Source organism: Paeniglutamicibacter selenitireducens (genome assembly GCF_051550675.1).
Classification (GTDB): domain Bacteria; phylum Actinomycetota; class Actinomycetes; order Actinomycetales; family Micrococcaceae; genus Paeniglutamicibacter.
Genome location: NZ_JBPULF010000001.1, coordinates 479545 through 497526, shown reverse-complemented (window position 1 = coordinate 497526; position 17982 = coordinate 479545). Strand labels below are relative to the sequence as shown.

General features: G+C 69.7%; 17 protein-coding genes. 13 read left to right on the top strand and 4 right to left on the bottom strand.

Annotated elements, in window-relative coordinates; all coding sequences use genetic code 11:
- The first annotated feature begins 122 nt into the window (after window positions 1-122).
- The 3 genes from ACSYDW_RS02300 to ACSYDW_RS02290 all read left to right on the top strand — a co-directional run bounded on the left by ACSYDW_RS02300 (window position 123) and on the right by ACSYDW_RS02290 (window position 4771).
- Window positions 123-2825 (top strand): bifunctional acetate--CoA ligase family protein/GNAT family N-acetyltransferase, encoded by a 2703-nt coding sequence (locus ACSYDW_RS02300; RefSeq protein WP_438337077.1) that lies wholly within the window; start codon window positions 123-125, stop codon window positions 2823-2825.
- A 64-nt stretch (window positions 2826-2889) separates the two neighbouring features.
- Window positions 2890-3567, top strand: coding sequence for a DUF5998 family protein (locus ACSYDW_RS02295; RefSeq protein WP_438337076.1), 678 nt, complete (start codon window positions 2890-2892; stop codon window positions 3565-3567).
- Between the two features lie 85 nt (window positions 3568-3652).
- On the top strand, window positions 3653-4771 hold the full coding sequence (locus ACSYDW_RS02290) for an alkaline phosphatase family protein (RefSeq protein ID WP_438337320.1): 1119 nt from the start codon (window positions 3653-3655) through the stop codon (window positions 4769-4771).
- Between the two features lie 68 nt (window positions 4772-4839).
- Here ACSYDW_RS02290 and sepH read toward each other — a convergent pair whose 3' ends face one another.
- Window positions 4840-5961, bottom strand: a complete 1122-nt coding sequence (gene sepH / locus ACSYDW_RS02285) for a septation protein SepH (RefSeq protein WP_438337075.1) — start codon at window positions 5959-5961, stop codon at window positions 4840-4842.
- Between the two features lie 366 nt (window positions 5962-6327).
- Here sepH and ACSYDW_RS02280 point away from each other — a divergent pair, with 366 nt between their 5' ends.
- The 4 genes from ACSYDW_RS02280 to ACSYDW_RS02265 all read left to right on the top strand — a co-directional run bounded on the left by ACSYDW_RS02280 (window position 6328) and on the right by ACSYDW_RS02265 (window position 9564).
- On the top strand, window positions 6328-6630 hold the full coding sequence (locus ACSYDW_RS02280; protein WP_438337074.1) for a DUF4193 domain-containing protein: 303 nt from the start codon (window positions 6328-6330) through the stop codon (window positions 6628-6630).
- A 201-nt stretch (window positions 6631-6831) separates the two neighbouring features.
- Window positions 6832-7962, top strand: a complete 1131-nt coding sequence (locus ACSYDW_RS02275) for an agmatine deiminase family protein (RefSeq protein WP_438337073.1) — start codon at window positions 6832-6834, stop codon at window positions 7960-7962.
- 24 nt (window positions 7963-7986) lie between these two features.
- Entirely contained in the window at window positions 7987-8571 is a 585-nt protein-coding gene (locus ACSYDW_RS02270; RefSeq protein WP_438337072.1) for a TetR/AcrR family transcriptional regulator, read from the top strand.
- Between the two features lie 129 nt (window positions 8572-8700).
- A complete protein-coding gene (locus ACSYDW_RS02265) occupies window positions 8701-9564 on the top strand; it encodes a DUF4436 family protein (RefSeq protein WP_438337071.1) in 864 nt (287 codons plus the stop codon).
- A gap of 73 nt (window positions 9565-9637) precedes the next feature.
- Here the strand turns inward: ACSYDW_RS02265 and ACSYDW_RS02260 are convergent, their stop codons facing one another.
- Complete coding sequence (locus ACSYDW_RS02260; protein WP_438337070.1) at window positions 9638-10204, bottom strand: DUF3093 domain-containing protein; 567 nt, start codon at window positions 10202-10204, stop codon at window positions 9638-9640.
- A gap of 125 nt (window positions 10205-10329) precedes the next feature.
- Between ACSYDW_RS02260 and dut the strand changes: the two genes are divergently transcribed.
- The 4 genes from dut to ACSYDW_RS02240 all read left to right on the top strand — a co-directional run bounded on the left by dut (window position 10330) and on the right by ACSYDW_RS02240 (window position 12903).
- Window positions 10330-10800, top strand: coding sequence for a dUTP diphosphatase (dut, locus tag ACSYDW_RS02255; protein WP_438337069.1), 471 nt, complete (start codon window positions 10330-10332; stop codon window positions 10798-10800).
- A 46-nt stretch (window positions 10801-10846) separates the two neighbouring features.
- Complete coding sequence (locus ACSYDW_RS02250) at window positions 10847-11644, top strand: DUF3710 domain-containing protein (RefSeq protein ID WP_438337068.1); 798 nt, start codon at window positions 10847-10849, stop codon at window positions 11642-11644.
- Between the two features lie 6 nt (window positions 11645-11650).
- The gene (locus ACSYDW_RS02245) at window positions 11651-12085 is read left to right on the top strand and encodes a hypothetical protein (protein ID WP_438337067.1); all 435 of its coding nucleotides are present in this window, start codon (window positions 11651-11653) and stop codon (window positions 12083-12085) included.
- A 74-nt stretch (window positions 12086-12159) separates the two neighbouring features.
- Window positions 12160-12903 (top strand): DUF3159 domain-containing protein, encoded by a 744-nt coding sequence (locus tag ACSYDW_RS02240; protein WP_438337066.1) that lies wholly within the window; start codon window positions 12160-12162, stop codon window positions 12901-12903.
- Between the two features lie 58 nt (window positions 12904-12961).
- Here ACSYDW_RS02240 and ACSYDW_RS02235 read toward each other — a convergent pair whose 3' ends face one another.
- Window positions 12962-13630 (bottom strand): potassium channel family protein, encoded by a 669-nt coding sequence (locus tag ACSYDW_RS02235; RefSeq protein ID WP_438337065.1) that lies wholly within the window; start codon window positions 13628-13630, stop codon window positions 12962-12964.
- An 8-nt stretch (window positions 13631-13638) separates the two neighbouring features.
- Complete coding sequence (locus ACSYDW_RS02230; protein WP_438337064.1) at window positions 13639-14313, bottom strand: potassium channel family protein; 675 nt, start codon at window positions 14311-14313, stop codon at window positions 13639-13641.
- 201 nt (window positions 14314-14514) lie between these two features.
- On the opposite strand from ACSYDW_RS02230, the gene ACSYDW_RS02225 reads away from it, so the two are divergent.
- Both ACSYDW_RS02225 and ACSYDW_RS02220 read left to right on the top strand, forming a co-directional pair.
- On the top strand, window positions 14515-16560 hold the full coding sequence (locus ACSYDW_RS02225; protein WP_438337063.1) for an APC family permease: 2046 nt from the start codon (window positions 14515-14517) through the stop codon (window positions 16558-16560).
- Window positions 16557-17909 carry a class I SAM-dependent RNA methyltransferase gene (locus tag ACSYDW_RS02220; protein WP_438337062.1) on the top strand — a complete coding sequence of 451 codons (1353 nt, stop codon included), beginning with the start codon at window positions 16557-16559 and terminating at the stop codon, window positions 17907-17909. Before ACSYDW_RS02225 ends, ACSYDW_RS02220 begins: the two co-directional genes overlap by 4 nt.
- Window positions 17910-17982: the final 73 nt, after the last annotated feature.

Below are 17982 nucleotides of genomic sequence, written 5' to 3'. Positions count from 1 at the left end.
AAGTGTGAATCCTCGGTTCGGTACTGATGCCGGCCCCTGTCGGGAACCTGCGGGTGCGGGGCGGTGCGGCTGTGGCGCGTCGCTCATGCACCAACAGCCGCCGTGCCCGCTAGGCTAAGCCTATGGTGGATGGTCGTAAACCCGGTGAATACCCGTCCCATTGGGAAGCGGATGTCGTCTTGCGCAATGGCTCAACGGCACACCTGCGCCCGATTCAACCAAACGACTCCGACGGTTTGCAAAAAATGCACCAGGGCCAATCGGAATCCTCGGTCTACATGCGCTATTTTACGTACAAATCGGTGCTCACCGCCAAAGAGCTCAAGCGCTTCACCGAAGTCGACCACGTGGACCGCGTCGCATTCGTCGTCACCCGGGGCGGGGACATCATCGGGGTGGGGCGCTACGACAGGCTCGATGACCCGGCCGAGGCCGAAGTCGCCTTCAACATCTCCGACGCCTACCAGGGCATGGGGGTCGGCTCGATCCTGCTCGAACACCTCGCCGCCGCGGCGCGCGAAAACGACATCGAGCGGTTCTCCGCCGAGGTGCTGCCGGAAAACCGCAAGATGCTCACGGTGTTTGCCGAGGCCGGGTACGCGGTCAGGCGCCACTTCGACGAGGGCGTCGTCATGCTCGAATTCAGCATCGACCCCACCGAGAAGTCCCGCGCCGTGATGGAGGCCCGCGAGCACCGCGCCGAGGCCAAGTCCCTCGGCGGGCTGCTGGCCCCGCGCTCGGTGGCCGTGATCGGGGCGAGCCGCGAGTGGGGATCGATCGGCCACACCCTGCTGAACAACCTCATCGAGGGGGAGTTCGCCGGCCCCGTCTACGGCGTGAACCCGGAGGCCTTCGAACTCGGGGGCATGGCCAGCTACGCCACGGTGCGCGAAATCCCCGGGCCGGTGGACCTGGCGGTCATCGCCGTGCCCCAGGACGAGGTGCGCGGGGTCATCGAGGACTGCGCGGCGGCCGGGGTCAAGGGCCTGCTGGTTGTCACGGGCGGCTTCGAGCAGGACGGCGAGCGGGGGCTTGCCCGCCAGCGGGACCTGGTCCACCTGGCCCGGGCCAACGGCATGCGCGTGATCGGCCCGGCCTCGCTGGGCCTTGTGAACACGGATCCCGGGATCCGGCTCAACGCCTCCGTGGCCCCGGGCATGCCCAAGCGCGGTTCGCTGGGGCTTTTCAGCCAGTCGGCAGCGATCGGGGTGCTGCTGTACGCCGCGGCCTCGCGCCGTTCCATGGGCATCTCCTCCTTCGTCTCCGCCGGCCACCGCGCGGACGTCTCGGGCAACGACGCCATGCAGTTCTGGGAGGACGATCCCGGGACCCGGGCGGTGGGCCTGTACCTGGAGTCCTTCGGCAACCCGCGCAAGTTTTCCCGCATCGCCCGCCGGCTCTCGCGCTCCAAGCCGGTGATCGTGGCGAAGTCCGACGTGATGGGCCTGCGCCTGCCGCCCGGGCACGCGGTGCGCACCACGCAGGCGCCGACGGCGGCTGTGGATGCGATGCTCCGCCAGTCCGGCGTGATCCGGGTGCGCACCAACGAGGAACTCATGGAGATCGCCCAGATCGTCGCGTCGCAGCCGATGCCCGGCGGCAACGGCCTGGCCGTGGTCTCCAACTCCGTGGCGCTGGCCTCCGTGGTGGCCGACTCCGCCGGGCAGAACGGCCTGCAGGTCATCGTCCAGGACACCGGGACCAACCTGGAGGACGGGCAGTCGCGCGCGTTGCCCCGGCTGGCCCAACTGGTCCGCACGGTGCTGGAACGCGAGGACATCGACTGCTGCATCGTCACCCTGCTGCCCACCGTGGGCGTGATGACCGACGCCCTGGCCGAGTGCATCCGCGCTGCCGCTGCCGCCGCGGGCAAGCCGGTGGTCGCCGTCTTCACCGGCATCATCGACGCCTCGATCCCCGCCGAGGGGCTGCTGGCCACGGGGACCGCCGAGGACGGCACGGCCCTGGGCCTGCCGTGCTACTCGAGCCCCGGCGCCGCGGTGAACGCGCTGGCCGCGATAGTGCGCTACGCGGCCTGGGTCGCCCGCGACCAGGGTGAGGTCCTGGCGCCCGAGGGCATCGACGCGGGCGCGGCAGCCGACTTCATCGAGCGTTCACTCACCTCGGTCTCCGGGCTGGACCTGCTGCACCTGCCGCGCGCGGCGGCCGCCGAGTTCCTGGGGCACTACGGCATCTCGGTCCTGGAGTCGGCGGGCTTCGGCACCGAGGACGAGGCCGTCGAGGCGGCGAACCGGCTGGGCTGGCCCGTCGCGCTCAAGGCCCGCGACGAGCACCTGCGCCACCGCCTGGACCTGGGTGGGGTGCGCCTGAACATCATGGACGAGGTCTCGCTGCGCGGGAACATCGGCCACATGCGCGAGGTCCTTGCCCCCTACGCGGCGCACGAGCTCGAGGTCCAGTCGATGGCCCCCGCCGGACAGGGTTGCGTCATCCGCGCCGTCGAGGACCCGCTGCTGGGTCCGGTGGTGTCCTTCGGGCTCTCCGGCGACGCGGTGAACCTGCTCGACGACTGGGCGCACGGGATCCCGCCGCTGACCAACACGGACCTCGCGGACCTGGTGCGCACCCCGCGCGCCTCGGCCCGGCTGCGCGGCTACCAGGGGCTGCCCGCGGTGGACGTCGCCGCGCTGGAGGACCTGCTGAACCGGGTCGCCACGCTGAAGGACAACCACCCGGAGGTCTCCCTGCTGGAGATCAACCCGGTGATGGTCACCGGCAGCGAGGCCATCGTGCTGGCCGTCGACGTGTGGATCGGGAACCCGGAACAGCGCACGGATTCGGCGCGCCGGGCCATGAGCCACTGATCGGGCCCGCACCCGCCCGCCGCCGGTCCGCGGGCCGTGGCGGGGCTTGGGTAGACTTGAGGGCATGACCCCCCTTTCTTCGGCCTCGGGCCGCGACCTGCAAGCTGACCTCAATCGCGCCGGGTTCTACCCGAAAATGGTTTCGGACATCATCGAGGAGGTGCTCGATGGCCGGGTCCCGGGCGAGCACCTGGTGCACCTGGAAACCCACTTCGACCACAACGAGGTCCACCGCCACATCACGGTGCTCGTGCTGGCCCAGGACGTGCTCCTGGTGGCGCATGTCGACGACCAGCAGCTGGACGAGAACGGCAAGGAGGTCATGGCGCAGATCTCCACCGAGCTGGTTCAGCTGTCCAAGGTCACCACGGTGGCCACCAGCTACGTCTACCACCAGCCGCAGAACTACCGCACGGGCGACATGGTCAAGGAACTGACCCTGGGCATCGCCTGGGCCGGCGCCCAGCGCATCGACCTGGCCCCCGCCGGCTGCAACGACCCGGCCTGCGACGCCGACCACGGCTACACCGGCACCAGCCAGCAGGAGGACCTGGTGCTGCGCGTCAGTGCCGAGGCGGACGGCGCCGCCGCAGTCACGGCCGCCCGCACCTTCGCCAAGGCCATCCGCCGGGCCTCGGCCCCGCGCGGCAACGCGCTCGAGGCAAAGATCCAGCCCGCCGCCGCCACCGAGGTGCGCGGCCGCGTGGGATCCCGCTTCGGCCGCAACACCCACCAGGGCTAGGGGCGGGCACAAGCACGTGGCTACCGGCACCAGGCTGACTCCCGCGTCCGAACTCCCGGCACCGCCGCCCTACGGCACCAGGACCATGGCCGAGCTGCTGCCCAGCGCGGCCGCCGCGCTGGGGGTCGAGGGGTATGCGAACACCTTGGGGCTCCCGGCCGCCTCCCGCGTGTGTGTGGTGATGGTCGACGGACTGGGCAAGGCACTGCTCAAGGCCCGCGGCGGGCACGCACCGTTCCTGCGCCGGCTCACCGAGAACTCGCAGACCCTTCACGCGCCCTTCCCCACCACCACCGCCACCTCGCTCACCTCGCTGGGCACCGGCCTGGCGCCCGGGCTCCACGGGATCGTCGGCTACGACGCTGTGGACCCGGTGCGCCGGCGCGTGGTCAACCAGCTCAGCGGCTGGCCGGCGGACCTCGACCCGGTCTCCTGGCAGCCGCACGAGACGGTCTTCGAGCGCGCCGCGGCCCAGGGCGTGCACACCGCCACGGTTAGCATGTCGCAGTTCCAGGACTCGGCGCTGACCCGGGCCGCGCTGCGCGGCACCGAGTTCACCGCGGCGAACGGCCCGCACGCGCGCGTGCGCGCAGCCACGGAGATCCTCGCCGCCAACCCCCGCACGCTGCTCTACTGCTACTGGAACGAGCTGGACAAGGCCGGGCACCGCTACGGCAAGGACTCCCTGGAGTGGGGGCACGCGCTGGAAGAGGTCGACTCGCTGATGCGCACCCTCGCGGCGCGGGTCCCGGCAGGGACCCTGCTGTTGCTCACCGGGGACCACGGCATGGTCGACGTGCCCGAAAAGTGGCGGATCGACTACTCGCAGGAGCCGGAACTCGTGGACGGCGTCGAGCTGACGGCGGGGGAGCCGCGCGCGGTGCAGCTGCACTTTGCCGCCAACACCTCCGACACCCGGCGGGCGGCGGTCGCGGATGCCTGGCGGGCCGCCTACGGCTCCAAGGCCTGGGTGCTCACGCGCGACCAGGCGATCGGGCACGGGCTTTTCGGCAGCGTCGAGGAATCGGTGCGTGAACGCATCGGGGACCTTCTGGTGCTCGCGGCGGAGGATGTTGCCTTCCTCGACGGGCGCCGGGTGAACCCCGCGGCCTTCACCATGGTGGGCCAGCACGGCTCGATGACCCGTGCCGAACGCGAGGTCCCGCTGCTGACCCTTGCCGCGCCGACGGCCAAGAAGAAGTAGCACCGGCAACGACAAAGCCCGGGATCCCTGCAATTGCATGGGTGCCCGGGCTTTCGTTCGCGGTGCGGCTAGTCGTTGTTGTTGCGCCGCCCGAAGACGATCTCGTCCCAGCTGGGAACGGAGGAACGCTTGGCCTTCTTCTTGCCGGCGGCGTCCTCGTCGCCGTTGCCTTCGGCCTCGGCGTCCTCCACGGGGTCGGCGGCCGGGCGCAGGGAGGGAACCACGGAAATCTGCGTGGTGCGGGTGCTGACTCCGTCGTAGAGTCGGGGCAGTCCACCGGTCTCCGGGTGTGCCGGGCCGGCGAGGCGTGGGTCCTCGTCGGGGTGGGGGGTCCCGGGACGCTGCGTGGAGGGGATGCGGGTGAGCATCGCCGCCAGGTTGTCGTCCCCCGCCTCGTCGAGTCCCAGGCGCTGACCGCGGCGAGCGCTGAGCACATCCAGGAGTTCCTCGGAATCGGCGACGGCCGTCTCGAAGTCGACGCCCTCGCTTCCGTCGGCGTTGGCCTCGACGTCGAAGGGGTGGTCTACGACGGCTGCCAGTCGGCGGGTGCCGACCTGCTGCGCCTCGACAGGCTCGAGTTCGCTGAGCACCTGGGCCCAGCGGTTGGCGTTCTGCAGGGACTTGCGTCCCGGGTTGAAGATCCAGCGCGCCAGCGAGTCCTCGCCGGTCGATTCGATGTCCACCGAACCCGCACCCGGAACGTCGAACGTGGCAACGATGTCCCACGAACCGTCGGTGGAGCGCCATGCATCCCAGTCCAGGGAGGCGCCGTCGATGCCCAGCGAGTGGGCGCGGTAGGCGACCATCTCACCGAGGTTCGCCGGCTCCTCGCCGAAGATGCTGCGGTAGCCGTCGTGGGTTTGCGGGGCCGAGACCTCGACGTTGCGGGCCTGGGTGGCGATGTACTCGCGTTCGGCCAGGACCGGGCCCTCGTAGCGCATGATGTGCTCGATCGACATGCCGGAGGCCGCCGCGACGTCCTCGGCCGTGGCCCCGGCACGGATCCGGGTCTGGATTTCGCGTGGCGAGAGCGGGGCTGCGGGAGCCTCGGTGCGGTCGGCCTTGGCGGCACGGGTCAACGCGCTGCGCAGTGCCTCGTCGATGGGCAGCGCAAAGCTGTTGCCATCCTCGCTGCTCAGGTGCAGGCTTTCACCGTTCTCGTGGATGCCCACCAGTCGGAGTTGACGCATGACTATCCTCCACAAGCCGTCGTGTATTGGGTAAAACTCTGCCACCTGCGCGCGCAATTACCTAAGATCTGCCTTGGTGTGGCGCGGATCGGCTTTATGATTCTTCCCATGCGATGGCCCGCGGGCACGCCGGGAGCGGCCCGGAACCTGGCGGATACCCTTGTTTTTGGTCACGGAATCACTGATCACGGGCCGAAAAGTGGGATGATGAACAGTCTCGAAGCCCACCGGGCACAAAAACGGGGGTGCCGGTGTTGAACCATAGGCGCACCCATACGCGTGGGTGCCGCGGGGCGGAATCGATCCGGCACCGCGGTGCCCGACCAGAACTACAGCTTTAACCAAGCGGAGTGTGAAGCAGCAATTATGGCAACCGACTACGATGCACCTCGAAAGAATGCCGAAGAGGACGAGAAGCCCGAGGCCCTGCCGGAGCTGAAGGCCCAGCGCAGCACCAACACCTCGAACCTGATCGACGAGGACGAGGCCGCCCTGGCCGACAGCTACGAGCTGCCCGGCGCCGACCTCTCCGGCGAGGAGCTGCAGGTCATGGTGCTTCCGGCACAGGCCGACGAGTTCACCTGCGCCTCGTGCTTCCTCGTGCGGCACCGTTCGCAGATCGCCCTGGAAAAGGGCGGCCTGCTTTACTGCACCGACTGCGAAGGCTAGGCCCTAGCAATCCACAACGAGCGCGGTTTCCCCTCCCGGGAAGCCGCGCTCGCGGCGTTTCTGGGGCAACTCATGGGCCTCCAGTCTCCTAACTAAAAATTTAGTCAGGTATGCTGTGGGAGACACGACGGCTTCCGCGACTGGCGGCCGCGATCCCCAAGGCCGCCACCGACGCGGCCACAACCAGAGGAGAAAACCACCATGCAGCGACGACACTTCCTGCAGTCAACACTGGTCGCCGCCGGTGGGCTGCTCGTAGCCGGATGCACCACCCCCACGCCGATCAGCGCCACCTCGGGCGGCTTGGTGACAAGCACCGCGGGCAACACCTCCGCGGGCTGGCGCATGCCCGAGGAAGGCGAACCCCACCTGCGCACCTGGATGGCGTTCGGCCCCACCGAGAGGATCTGGGGCCCGGAACTGCTGCCGGGGGTGCGGCGCAACCTGGCCACGATCGCCAAGACCATTGCGCGCTTCGAGCCCGTTTCCATGCTCGTGCGGCCGGCCGAGGTCGACCTGGCGCGCAAACTCCTGGGCCCCACCGTGGACATCGTCGAAGCGCCCCTGGATGACCTGTGGATGCGCGACACCGGACCCGTGTTCGTCCACGCCGGCGGCAAGCGCGCCGGCGTCGACTTCAACTTCAACGGCTGGGGCGGCAAGCAAACCCATGCCAAGGACGCCAAGGTCGCCGGGCTCGTCGCGGGGGAGGCCGGCGTCAAGGCGCTGCACACCGACCTGGTCCTGGAAGGCGGGGGCATCGAGGTCGACGGCGAGGGCACGGCCATCATCACCGAGAGCTGCGTGCTGAACAAGAACCGCAACCCCGGCTGGACCAAGAAGGACGTCGAGGAGGAGCTGGCCTGGCTGCTCGGGCTCGAGAAGATCATCTGGCTGCCGGGCATCAAGGGAAAGGACATCACCGACGGCCACACCGACTTCTACGCCAGGTTCGCCAAGCCGGGCGTCGTGGTCGCCGGCTACGACCCCGACTCCAAGTCCTTCGACCACGCCGTCACCATCCGCCACCTGGAGATCCTCGAGAAGGCCACCGACGCCCGCGGCCGTAAGCTGGAGGTTGCAGTCCTCGACGCACCCGGCAGCGTGCGGCCGAAATACGAGTCCGACGACTTTGCCGCCGGGTACATCAACTTCTACGTGTGCAACGGCGCAGTGATCGCCCCGGAATTCGGCGACCCGGTGACGGACGGGGCTGCCCGTAGCGAGCTGGAGCGGCTGTTCCCCGACCGCGAAGTCGTCCAGATCAACATCGACGCCATCGCCGCCGGCGGCGGCGGCATCCACTGCACCACGCAGCAGGAACCCAAGTAATCGCGGAAGGAACCAACCGAAGGAATGAGTGAAATCGTGGCAACCCGCCCAGCGCAAATCATGGAGGCAGCCATCCGGGTCATCGCCCAGGACGGCGTGCGCGGCCTGCGCATCGAGAAACTGGCCGCCGAGGCCGGGGTTTCCACGGCGCTGATCTACTACCACTTCAAGGATCGCTCGGGCGTCCTGCGCAGCACCCTGGAGCACGTCAACGACCGCGCCCAGCGGTACTCGGAACCCGCCGGGGACCCGGCAAACGCCAGGGAGGAACTCGAGCACATGCTGCTGCTCGAGATCCAGGACGTGGCGGAGGTGCGGGAGAACAGCATCGCCTGGGGGGAGCTGCGGGCCAGCTCCGTCTTCGACGGGGAACTGCGCGAGCTGCTGGGCAGCACCACGCGGGACTGGAACCACGATGCGGAAATCCTGATATCCCGGGCCCAGAAGGCCGGGTTGGCCCACGGCGGGGTGGTGCCCGCCGACGCGGCTGTGCGGCTCACGTCGCTGGTCGAGGGCCTGAGCGAACGCTGGCTCAGCGGTTCCATGAGTGCGGACCGGGCCCGGGAGCTGCTGGCCGGGGCCATCAACGTGGAACTCGGGCCGGCCTGAGCCCGACGCCCGTACACACCTGCCCCGGAGTGGCGGGCAACTGGCACACTGGGTACACCACCGGGACCGGCGGCACGCCGCCGGTCCCCGCCGGGACTTCGGAACCGGAACTTCAGAAAAGGACTAAGCATGGGCAAACGGGCACGAATCCCCGGGGGCAGGAAACTCTTCGGGCCGTTGGCGGCCCTCGCCGTGCTGCTGGCCATCGCGGCCGGCAGCTGGCTGCAGTACGGGGAGCGCACGGCGCTGGAGGCGGTGCACCAGGCAGGCGACCCGGAGGCGGCCGACAGGATCGACGTGACGGCGACCATCCAGCGGGTGGATGCCGCGGCCCGCGAACTCACCCTGCGCGTGCTCGTGGTTCCCCGCGGGGCCCTGAGCGATGACGGGGGGATCAGCCCCAACGCGGACCTGTCGCTGTTGACCTCGCCCGATGTCCGGCAAGACCTCTCGTTCCCCGCGCACACGCGGATCGCCTCGGTCGACGTGCCGGTGGCGCTCTCCGGCGGGTCGATCTCCGACTACCCGCTGGACGAGTACCTGGCCGACATCGACTTCGAGGCCCGGCAGGGCGGGGAACGGGTGCCGGTCAGCGTGGAGCTGTCCAACAAGGACACGCTCTTCCAGCCCGAGGTCGAGGTGGTGGACTCGGGCAGCGCCGCGGTCTTCGAGGTCGGCATGGCGCGTTCCAGCGGCGTGTTGATCTACTCGTTCTTCATGATGGCGGCTATGTGGGCGCTTGCCCTGTCCGTGGCCGCGGCGACCCGGTTCCTGCTGGCGCAACGCCGCGGACTGGTGTGGCCGGCGCTGGGCTGGATGGCCGCCACGCTCTTTGCCTTGGCCGCCTTCCGCAACACGGCGCCGGGGAGCCCGCCGATAGGGTCCCTGCTGGACTACGCAGCCTTCCTGTGGGCCGAGGCGGTGATAGCGCTCTGCGTGGTGCTCACCGTGGCGGCGGGCCTGCGGACCGAGGCCCCGGTGCCTCCGAGCTGACCGGCAGGAAGCGGATACGCAAAAAGGCAGGCCCGGCGGTTGCCGGGCCTGCCTTTTTGCGTCGTGCCGGGGCCTACTGCTCCTCGGGGTTCGGCAGTGCCGCTTCCCCGGTGCCGGGCTCGGCGCTTTCCGCGTCGGGAGCGTTCTCCTGCTCCGCCTGGCGGAACTGGGCCATCACGCCGCCGAGCGCCGCGGTGAGCTCCTCGGGGCGGCGGGTCGAGGTCAGCCAGTACGGGGTGGCGTCGCGCTCGTCGGTGATCTCGATGCGGACCACGGGGTCGATCCAGCCGCGGATGCACATGAACGCGATGCCGTTCAGGCCCGGGCCGCGCTGGTGGTAGGCGGCCGCACCGCGGTAGCCGGTGACCTCGCCGACGAATTCGCGCTCGATGGTTGCCCGGCCCACGCGCACCGTGTCGGCGGTGACCTCGATGGTCGGGGTGCTGGTGAGCAGTCCGAAGGCGATCAGGGCCAGGGCGACGGCGCCGGCGACGATGCCCCAGGTGATGCCGACTGGCATGAAGGCCACGGAGGCCGTCGCGCCAAGTCCCAGGGAGATCAACCAGATCCACCAGGCCGGCCAGAGCTTTTCCTGGAAGAGTACGGGGGCGTGGGACGGTGTTGGAGAATTCTCGGCCATACCTACAAGCATAGGCCGTGGCACCGCGGCCCCTTGCCACGCGCGGCCCGGCAAGGCACTAGAGTTGGAGTGCACGAGTGGGCCGCCGGGCGGCCCGAGAACCAGCACCCCTTGGAGTGAATTACATGTCCGAATCGAGAGTCGATATTGCCCTGCGAATGCTGGATCCGGAGCTTCCGGTGCCAAGCTACGCCCACGAGGGCGATGCCGGTGCGGATTTGTGCGCGCGCGAAGACGTGACGCTGGCGCCGGGGGAGCGCATCCTGGTGCCCACCGGGGTCTCCATCGCCCTTCCCTTGGGCTACGTCGGGTTGATCCACCCGCGCTCGGGACTTGCCACAAAACACGGCCTGACCGTGGTCAATGCGCCGGGAACCGTCGATGCGGGTTATCGTGGTGAGTTGAAGGTCACATTGTTGAACACTGATGTGCGGACCCCCATCGTGCTCAAGCGCGGGGACCGGATCGCCCAGCTTGTCATCCAGAGGGTTGAGCGGGCCACCTTCATCCAGGTCGAAGAACTCGATGAAACGGTGCGCGGCGCAGGCGGCTTCGGTTCCACCGGCGGCTTCGAGACCGCTTCCACCCCAAGCTAAAGCACGCACCGCAACCCGACGGTCGATACAGCAGAGAGCCACTTCCATGATTTTCAAGCGCAAGAACAAGGCGGCAGCCGCCGAGGCGCAGCCCGAGCAGACCATCGCGGAATTGAACGCCGCGGCGTCGAAGGACGGCGAAACGGATGCCGCCGGGCAGGCGCCCGCGCCGGAAGCCGCGGCGGAGACCGCCTCCGAGCAGGAAAGCGCGCCGACCGCCGCCAAGCGGAACCCGGAGGAGGGGCCCTTCGACGGGGACTCCATCGAGGACCACAGCGAGTACCTGGACATGGGCGCCCTGCTGATCAAGCCGGTTCCGGGACTCCAGCTTCGCCTCGAGGTCGAGGAATCGACCCAGCGCGTGATCGCGGTGGCGCTTGAACTCGGCGCCTCCCGGATGCAGCTGCAGGTCTTCGCGGCCCCGAAGAGCGACGAGCTGTGGCCCGGCATCTCCACGCAGATCGCCACCGGCATCGCCGACCAGGGCGGGGAAACCGAAATGGTTCCCGGTCGCTTCGGCAACGAACTGCTGGCACGCGTGCCGCAGACGGCACCGGACGGCCGCCAGGGCTACGTGGTGCTGCGTTTCCTGGGCATCGACGGCCCGCGCTGGTTCCTGCGCGCCGTGATCGGCGGCGCCGCGCTGACCGATCCCGAAGAGGCAAAGGCCGTGGAGGATGCGCTGGCTCAGATCGTGGTCGTGCGCGGCGACGTCCCCATGCCGCCGACCGAGCTGCTGCCGCTGACGGTGCCGCAGGGTGCCCTGACGCACCCCGACGCCGCCGGGGGAGCCCCGGGCATCGAGCGCCCCGAGCGCGGCCCGGAAACCACGCAGATCGGTTAGGCCCCCGTGCCGAAGGAACGCGCGGCCCGGCTCCGGAAGAACGCAGGGTCCCCGCCGGCGGCGCAGGAGCGTGAGCCCGTCGCCGGCCACGAGGGTGCCCGGCAGCTGGAATCCCTTGCCGAACTGCCCGAACGCGGGCACATCAGCCATCGCGGGTTCGTGGAATCCATAACGATCCTGCCGGCGCAGCAGGCACCGGCCTTTGCCGTCTCGGTGGTCGACCGCCCGGCACCGCCCGGCGGCCGCCGCACCGTGGTGCCGCACCTGCGCCTGATTTTCGTCGGCCAGCGCCGGGTGCCCGGAATCTGGGCCGGAACCCGGCTGCGCTACGAGGGAATGGTCGCGCCGATCGACGGCGTGCCCACGATCTACAACCCGCGCTACGAAATCCTGCCGGCCCGTGGTGCCGGACAGATGCCGAGGCCCCGGCCCGGAGCCTGAGCGCCCGCGAAGCACGACCCAGCCCCGCCCCCGTTCGGCCGCCGGCCGCACAGCACCCGAGGAACAGTCCACCCATGAGCGATCCCACCCCGAACACCCCCGAACCCGAGGAGCAGGCAGCACCCTCGGCCGAGGACATTGCCGCGCGCATCGGCGCCAACGCGGGAATCGAGCGCCGCGAGGACGGCCAGATCGACGTGCTCAAGACCATCGGCGGGGTGCGCGGACTCGTCGAGTCGCTGCTGCCGGGACTCGTGTTCCTCTCGATCTTCATCCTGGGCCAGCAGCTGAACATTGCGCTGATCGCCTCCGTGGCCGTTGCCGTGGTGTTCACCGTGGCGCGGCTGGTGCGCCGCGGCACGTTGACGCAGGCGCTGACGGGACTGGCCGGCGTCGTCATCTGCGCCGTGGTGTCCCGGGTGACAGGGGAGGCGAAGGACTACTACGTCCCGGGCTTCTACACGAACCTCGCCTACGGGGCCGCGCTGGTGGTCTCGATCCTGGTCCGCTGGCCGCTGATGGGTGTGATCTTCGGGTTCATCCGCTCGGAGAACACGGCATGGCGTGCCGAGAAGGTTCGCGCCCGGCAGTACGCCTGGGCGACCTGGGTCGTGGTGGGCGTCTTTGCCGCCCGCCTTGCGGTGCAGGTGCCGCTCTACTTCGCCGACAACATCGCCGCCCTTGGCGCCGCCCGCCTGGCCATGGGCGTGCCGCTGTATGCCGCGGGCCTGTGGGTGGCCTGGATGATTTCCCGTCCCGTGAAGGGCAACGCCGCGGCGCAGGAGACGACCGGTTCGGAGCCCCCGCAGGGTTCCTGACTCCGGGGTTCCCGGGCCTGACCGCGGCCGGGGCGGGGCAGGGCCCGTCGCCGGCGGGCTATTCGGTCCCGGTGCTGCGCAGCACCGCGCGCAACTGGTCCTCGGCCACGATGGTGGTGACGAAGAACAGCTCGTCCCCACCCTCGATCACGTCGTCCTGGCTGGGGGTCAGCGGCAGGTCGTCGCGCAGGATCGCCACAACCGTGGCGTTGGCCGGCCACGGCACCATGCCGATGGTCTGGCCGATCAGCGCCGAATCGTGCGGCACCGTGAACTCGACCATCGACACCACCCCGGACTGCAGGGTCATCAGGCGCACCAGGTCGCCGATCTCCACGGCCTCCTCCACCAGCGCCGTCATCAGGCGCGGGGTGCTCACCGCGACGTCGACGCCCCAGGCGTCGTCGAACATCCAGTCGTTCTTGGGGTTGTTGACCCGGCCCACGGTGCGCCCGACGCCGAACTCGCTCTTGGCCAGCAGGGAGACCACGAGGTTGACCTTGTCGTCGCCCGTCGCCGAGACGACGACGTCGACCTCCTCCAGCTTCGCCTCCTTGAGCACGCTCAGTTCGCAGGCGTCGCCGAAGAGCCAGCGCGCGCCCCGGATCCCGGCCCGCGAGACGACCTCGGGCTTCTCGTCGATGAGCAGCACTTCGTGCCCGTGGGAGATGAGCTCCTTGGCGATGGAACTTCCCACCGAGCCGGCTCCGGCAATCATGACCTTCATGGGGGTGTCTACTCCGTGACTGGTTTCGGCGCTGCGGACAGGGCCTTTTCGATTTCGCTTGTGGCATCCACGGGCATCATGGCGTGGACGATGTCTCCCTGCTGCAGGCGCGTGCCGGGCACCGGCAGCATACCCTCGCCGAAGCGCGAGAGGTAGGCGATGCGGATGGGGGCGGCGGCCTCCAGGTCCTCGAGCGCGTGGCCGAACCAGCCCTCGTGGACGTTGACCTCGCCGAGCATGAGCCGGCCCGAGGCCTCGCGGAAGTCCCCGCGCAGTGCGTGCTCGGGCAGGATGCGGCGCAGCACCTGGTCGCTGCTCCAGCGCACCGCGGCAACCGTGGGGATGCCCAGGCGCTGGTAGATCTCCGCCCGTCCCGGGTCGTAGATCCGGGCCACGACGTGCGGCACGTGGTAGGTCTCGCGGGCCACGCGGGTTGCCAGGATGTTGGAGTTGTCGCCGCTGGAGACCGCGGCGAAGGCGTAGGCCTTGGCGATGTCGGCGCGTTCCAGGGTGTCCCTGTCGAAGCCGACGCCCGAGACCTTGGTGCCGGAGAAGCTGCGCCGCAGCCTGCGGAACGCCGCGTCGTCCTGGTCGATGATCGCCACCGAATGCCCCGCATCGTCCAGGGTGTGGGCCAACGTGACCCCGACCCTGCCGCAACCCATAATGACAAAATGCGCCACGCGCCAGACCCTGCCTTTTCCCTTGTTGCGTTCCACCCGGTGGAACGCCGGCCAACCCGCGGGGCCGGCGCGGGGCCGGGCCCCGGGCGCTGCCGCAGGAGCCCAGTCTTTCATGGAAAAGCGGGTCGGCGCGGGATCCGGCGGCCCCGCCGCAGCGGTGCGCCGTATGACAGCCCGCCGCAAAGCGGCTAACTTTGGATCGTGCTTTCATTCCTCGACGCCGTCAAGCGGATTCTGGTGGGGCGCCCGTTCAGGACGGAGCGCCTGAAGCGTGCGCCGCTTCGCAAACGCATTGCGCTGCCCGTTTTCGCTGCCTCCGGGCTCTCGTCGATCGCCTACGCCCCGGACGAGGTGATGCTGACCCTCGCCCTGGCCGGGGCCACCGCCATGACGATTTCGCCGACCGTCGGGCTGGCCATCATGGTTGTCATGTTTGTGATCATCGCCTCCTACCGGCAGTCGGTGAAGGCCTACCCGTCGGGGCGCGGGGACTACGAGATCGCCTCGGTGAACCTGGGGCCGAAGGCCGGGACCACCGTGGCCGCGGCGCTGCTTGTCGACTTCGTGCTGACAGTGGCCGTCTCGCTCTCCTCCGCCGCGCACTACGTGATCGCCGCGTTCCCGGCGCTGGCCGGGAAGCAGGCCTGGATCGCCACGGCCGGGGTCGCCGTCCTCACGCTGCTGAACCTGCGCGGGCGCGGGCGTTCGCGCATCGCAAACGCCGCCCCGGTGTACCTGTTCATCGGGGCGCTGCTGCTGATGCTGGCCCTGGGCGGGATCTTCGCGGCGACGGGGAACCTGGGGACCGCGCCGAGCGCCGGGTTCGAGGTTGTCCCGGACCCCGCCTACCCGCATGGGCTCACCGGCGTGGCCGGGGTGCTGCTGGTGCTGCGCGCCTTCTCCACCGGCTCGGCGGCGCTGACCGGCGTGGAGGTCCCGATCTCCAACGTCCACACCCTGGCCGAACCCAAGGCCCGGAACGCCGCGGCCCTGCTGCTGCTGCTCGGGCTGATCGCCGCGGTGTTCACGCTCGGGACCATGTACCTGGCCCGTGCCGTGGAAGTGCACGTGGTGGAGAACCCCGCGACGGGGCTGAGCCTTGACGGCGGGCCGGTTCCCGCGGACTACATCCAGGACCCGGTGCTGGGGCAGCTGGCCCACGCGATCTTCGGCGGGGGATCCGTCGGCTTTTTCGCGATAGTGCTGCTGACTGTCGCGGTGCTGCTTGTCGCCTCGCAGACCGCCTTCAACTCCTTCCCGAACCTCGCCTCGCACCTTGCCACCGACGGCTACCTGCCCCGCCAGCTGCGCACCCGCGGCGACAGGCTCGGCTTCTCCAACGGCATCCTCGCGCTGGCCTTCGCCGCCATCGCGCTGATCTGGCTCTTCGACGCCCACGTGCAGACGCTCATCCAGCTCTACGTGGTGGGCGTGTTCGTCTCCTTCACGCTCAGCCAGCTGGGCATGATCAGGCACTGGGGGCGGGCGCTGGCCATGACCCCGGACAAGCGCCTGCGCGCCCGGATCCGCCGCTCGCGGCTGCTGAACCTGGTGGGCTTCGTGCTCACCGCCGCGGTGCTGGCGATAGTGCTCGGGACCAGGCTCATCCACGGGGCGTGGCTGGCGGTGCTGGGCATCGTGGTGCTCTACGCGCTGATGGACTCGCTGCACCGGCACTATGTGGAGGTCGACGCGGAACTGGCCATCGACACCGGGCAGTCGCCCACCGCGCTTCCGGCGCGCGTGCACGCCCTGGTGCTCGTCTCCACGGTGCGCAAGCCAGTGCTGCGTGCCGTGGCGTTCGCCCGCGCCTCGCGGCCCTCCAAGCTCGACGCGATAGTCGTGGATGCCGATTCCGAGCAGACGGAGGCGAGCATCGCCGAGTGGGAACGCCTGGGCATCCCGGTGCCGATCACCGTGCTGGCCTCCCCGTACCGCGAGATCTCCCCGCCGTTGATCGAGTACATCCGTTCCATCAAGCGCGATTCCCCGCGCGATTTGATCGTCGTCTACATCCCCGAGTACGTGGTGGGCCGCTGGTGGGAACAGCTGGTGCACAACCAGACGGCGGTACGCATCAAGAACCGCCTGCACTACGAGCCCGGCGTCGTGGTGGCCTCCGTGCCGTGGCGCCTGGCGTCCTCGGACGCCGCGGCCTTCGGCGGATCCACCGAACAGGCCTCCCCGGGCCACCAGACCACTCCGGCACCACCGCCGGTTTCCAACGCGAAAGATCCAACCCCATGAGCACCGAGAAGAACATCCTGCGAGTGCGCCTCGGCGCCGCAGCCCACGGCGGACACAGCGTCGCCCGCCACGAGGGCCGGGTGGTCTTTGTCCGCCACGGCATCCCCGGCGAAGAGGTCAGCATCGTGCTGCGCGACGCGGGGGAGAAGTCCCGCTTCTGGCGCGGCGATGTGGTCGAGGTCCACGAGGCCTCCGAGCACCGCGTGCCGCATTTCTGGGCCGCCGCGGACTCCCTGCGCGCCGCCGAGCGCGGTGTCCTGCCGGTGGGCGGGGCCGAGTTCGGCCACATCGACCTGGAACACCAGCGTGAGCTCAAGGGGCTGATCTTCGCCGAGCAGCTCGAGCGTCTGGGCAAGATCGACGCCGCCGAACACGGGTTCACCGGCGTACGGGCCCCCGAGGGCGAAAGCGCGGATGCCCTGGGCTGGCGCACCCGCGCCGCGTTCGCCGTGGATGTCAAGGGCCGCCTGGCCATGAGCCCGTACCGTTCCAACCAGCTGGTCCCCGTCAAGGAGATGCCGCTGGCACACCCCAAGGTCAACGAGCTCAAGCTCTGGGAATTGCCGCTGCTGGGCATCAGCCGCGTCGAGGTCGCGGTGGGCTCCGGGCCCGAGCCCGGAGTGCTGGTGCTCTTCGTCGAGGACGGCACCCATGCCGGCGCCGCGGGCCGTGCCGCGAAGCGCCTGCCGGAGTGGGCCTCCGCCGCCTCCGTCACCCAGGTCGGCGGTTCGGTGGCCGACGGCCGCGGTGCACTCGAGCGCCTGCGCGGGCGCACCTGGCTCTCCGAGTCGGTTGCCGGCCACGACTACAGGATCACCGGCGAGGGCTTCTGGCAGATCCACAGGCTTGCCCCCGCCACGCTTGTCGAGCGCGTCATGGCGCAGCTGGCCCCGGGCTACGGTGCCCGCGTCGCGGACCTCTACGCCGGTGCCGGGCTCTTCAGCGCGCCGCTGGCCAAGGCCGTGGGCGACGACGGCATGGTGCTTTCCATCGAGGGTGCCCCGGGCACCAGCAAGGACGCGGTGAAGAACCTGCGCTCCTTCCCGCAGGCCGTCGTGTCGCAGGGACGCGTCGAGCGGACGCTCTCGCGCGAGCTGAATGAGCGCAAGGCGCGACTGGACTCGATAGTGCTGGACCCGCCGCGCACCGGCGCCGGCAAGGACGCTGTTGCCGCGATGGTCCGATCGGGGGCCAAGCGGATTTCCTACGTGTCCTGCGACCCGGCCTCCTTCGCCCGCGACACCGCGGACCTGGCCGCGGCCGGTTTCCGGCTGAACGAGGTCGACGTGATCGACCTCTACCCGCACACGCACCACATGGAAACCGTGGGGCTGTTCGAGCGCCGCTAGGCGTGGATGTGACTCCGTTCGGCCCGAACGTGTCGGGTCGGCGGGGTCTGGGCGCGTGTGGGGGATAGACTGT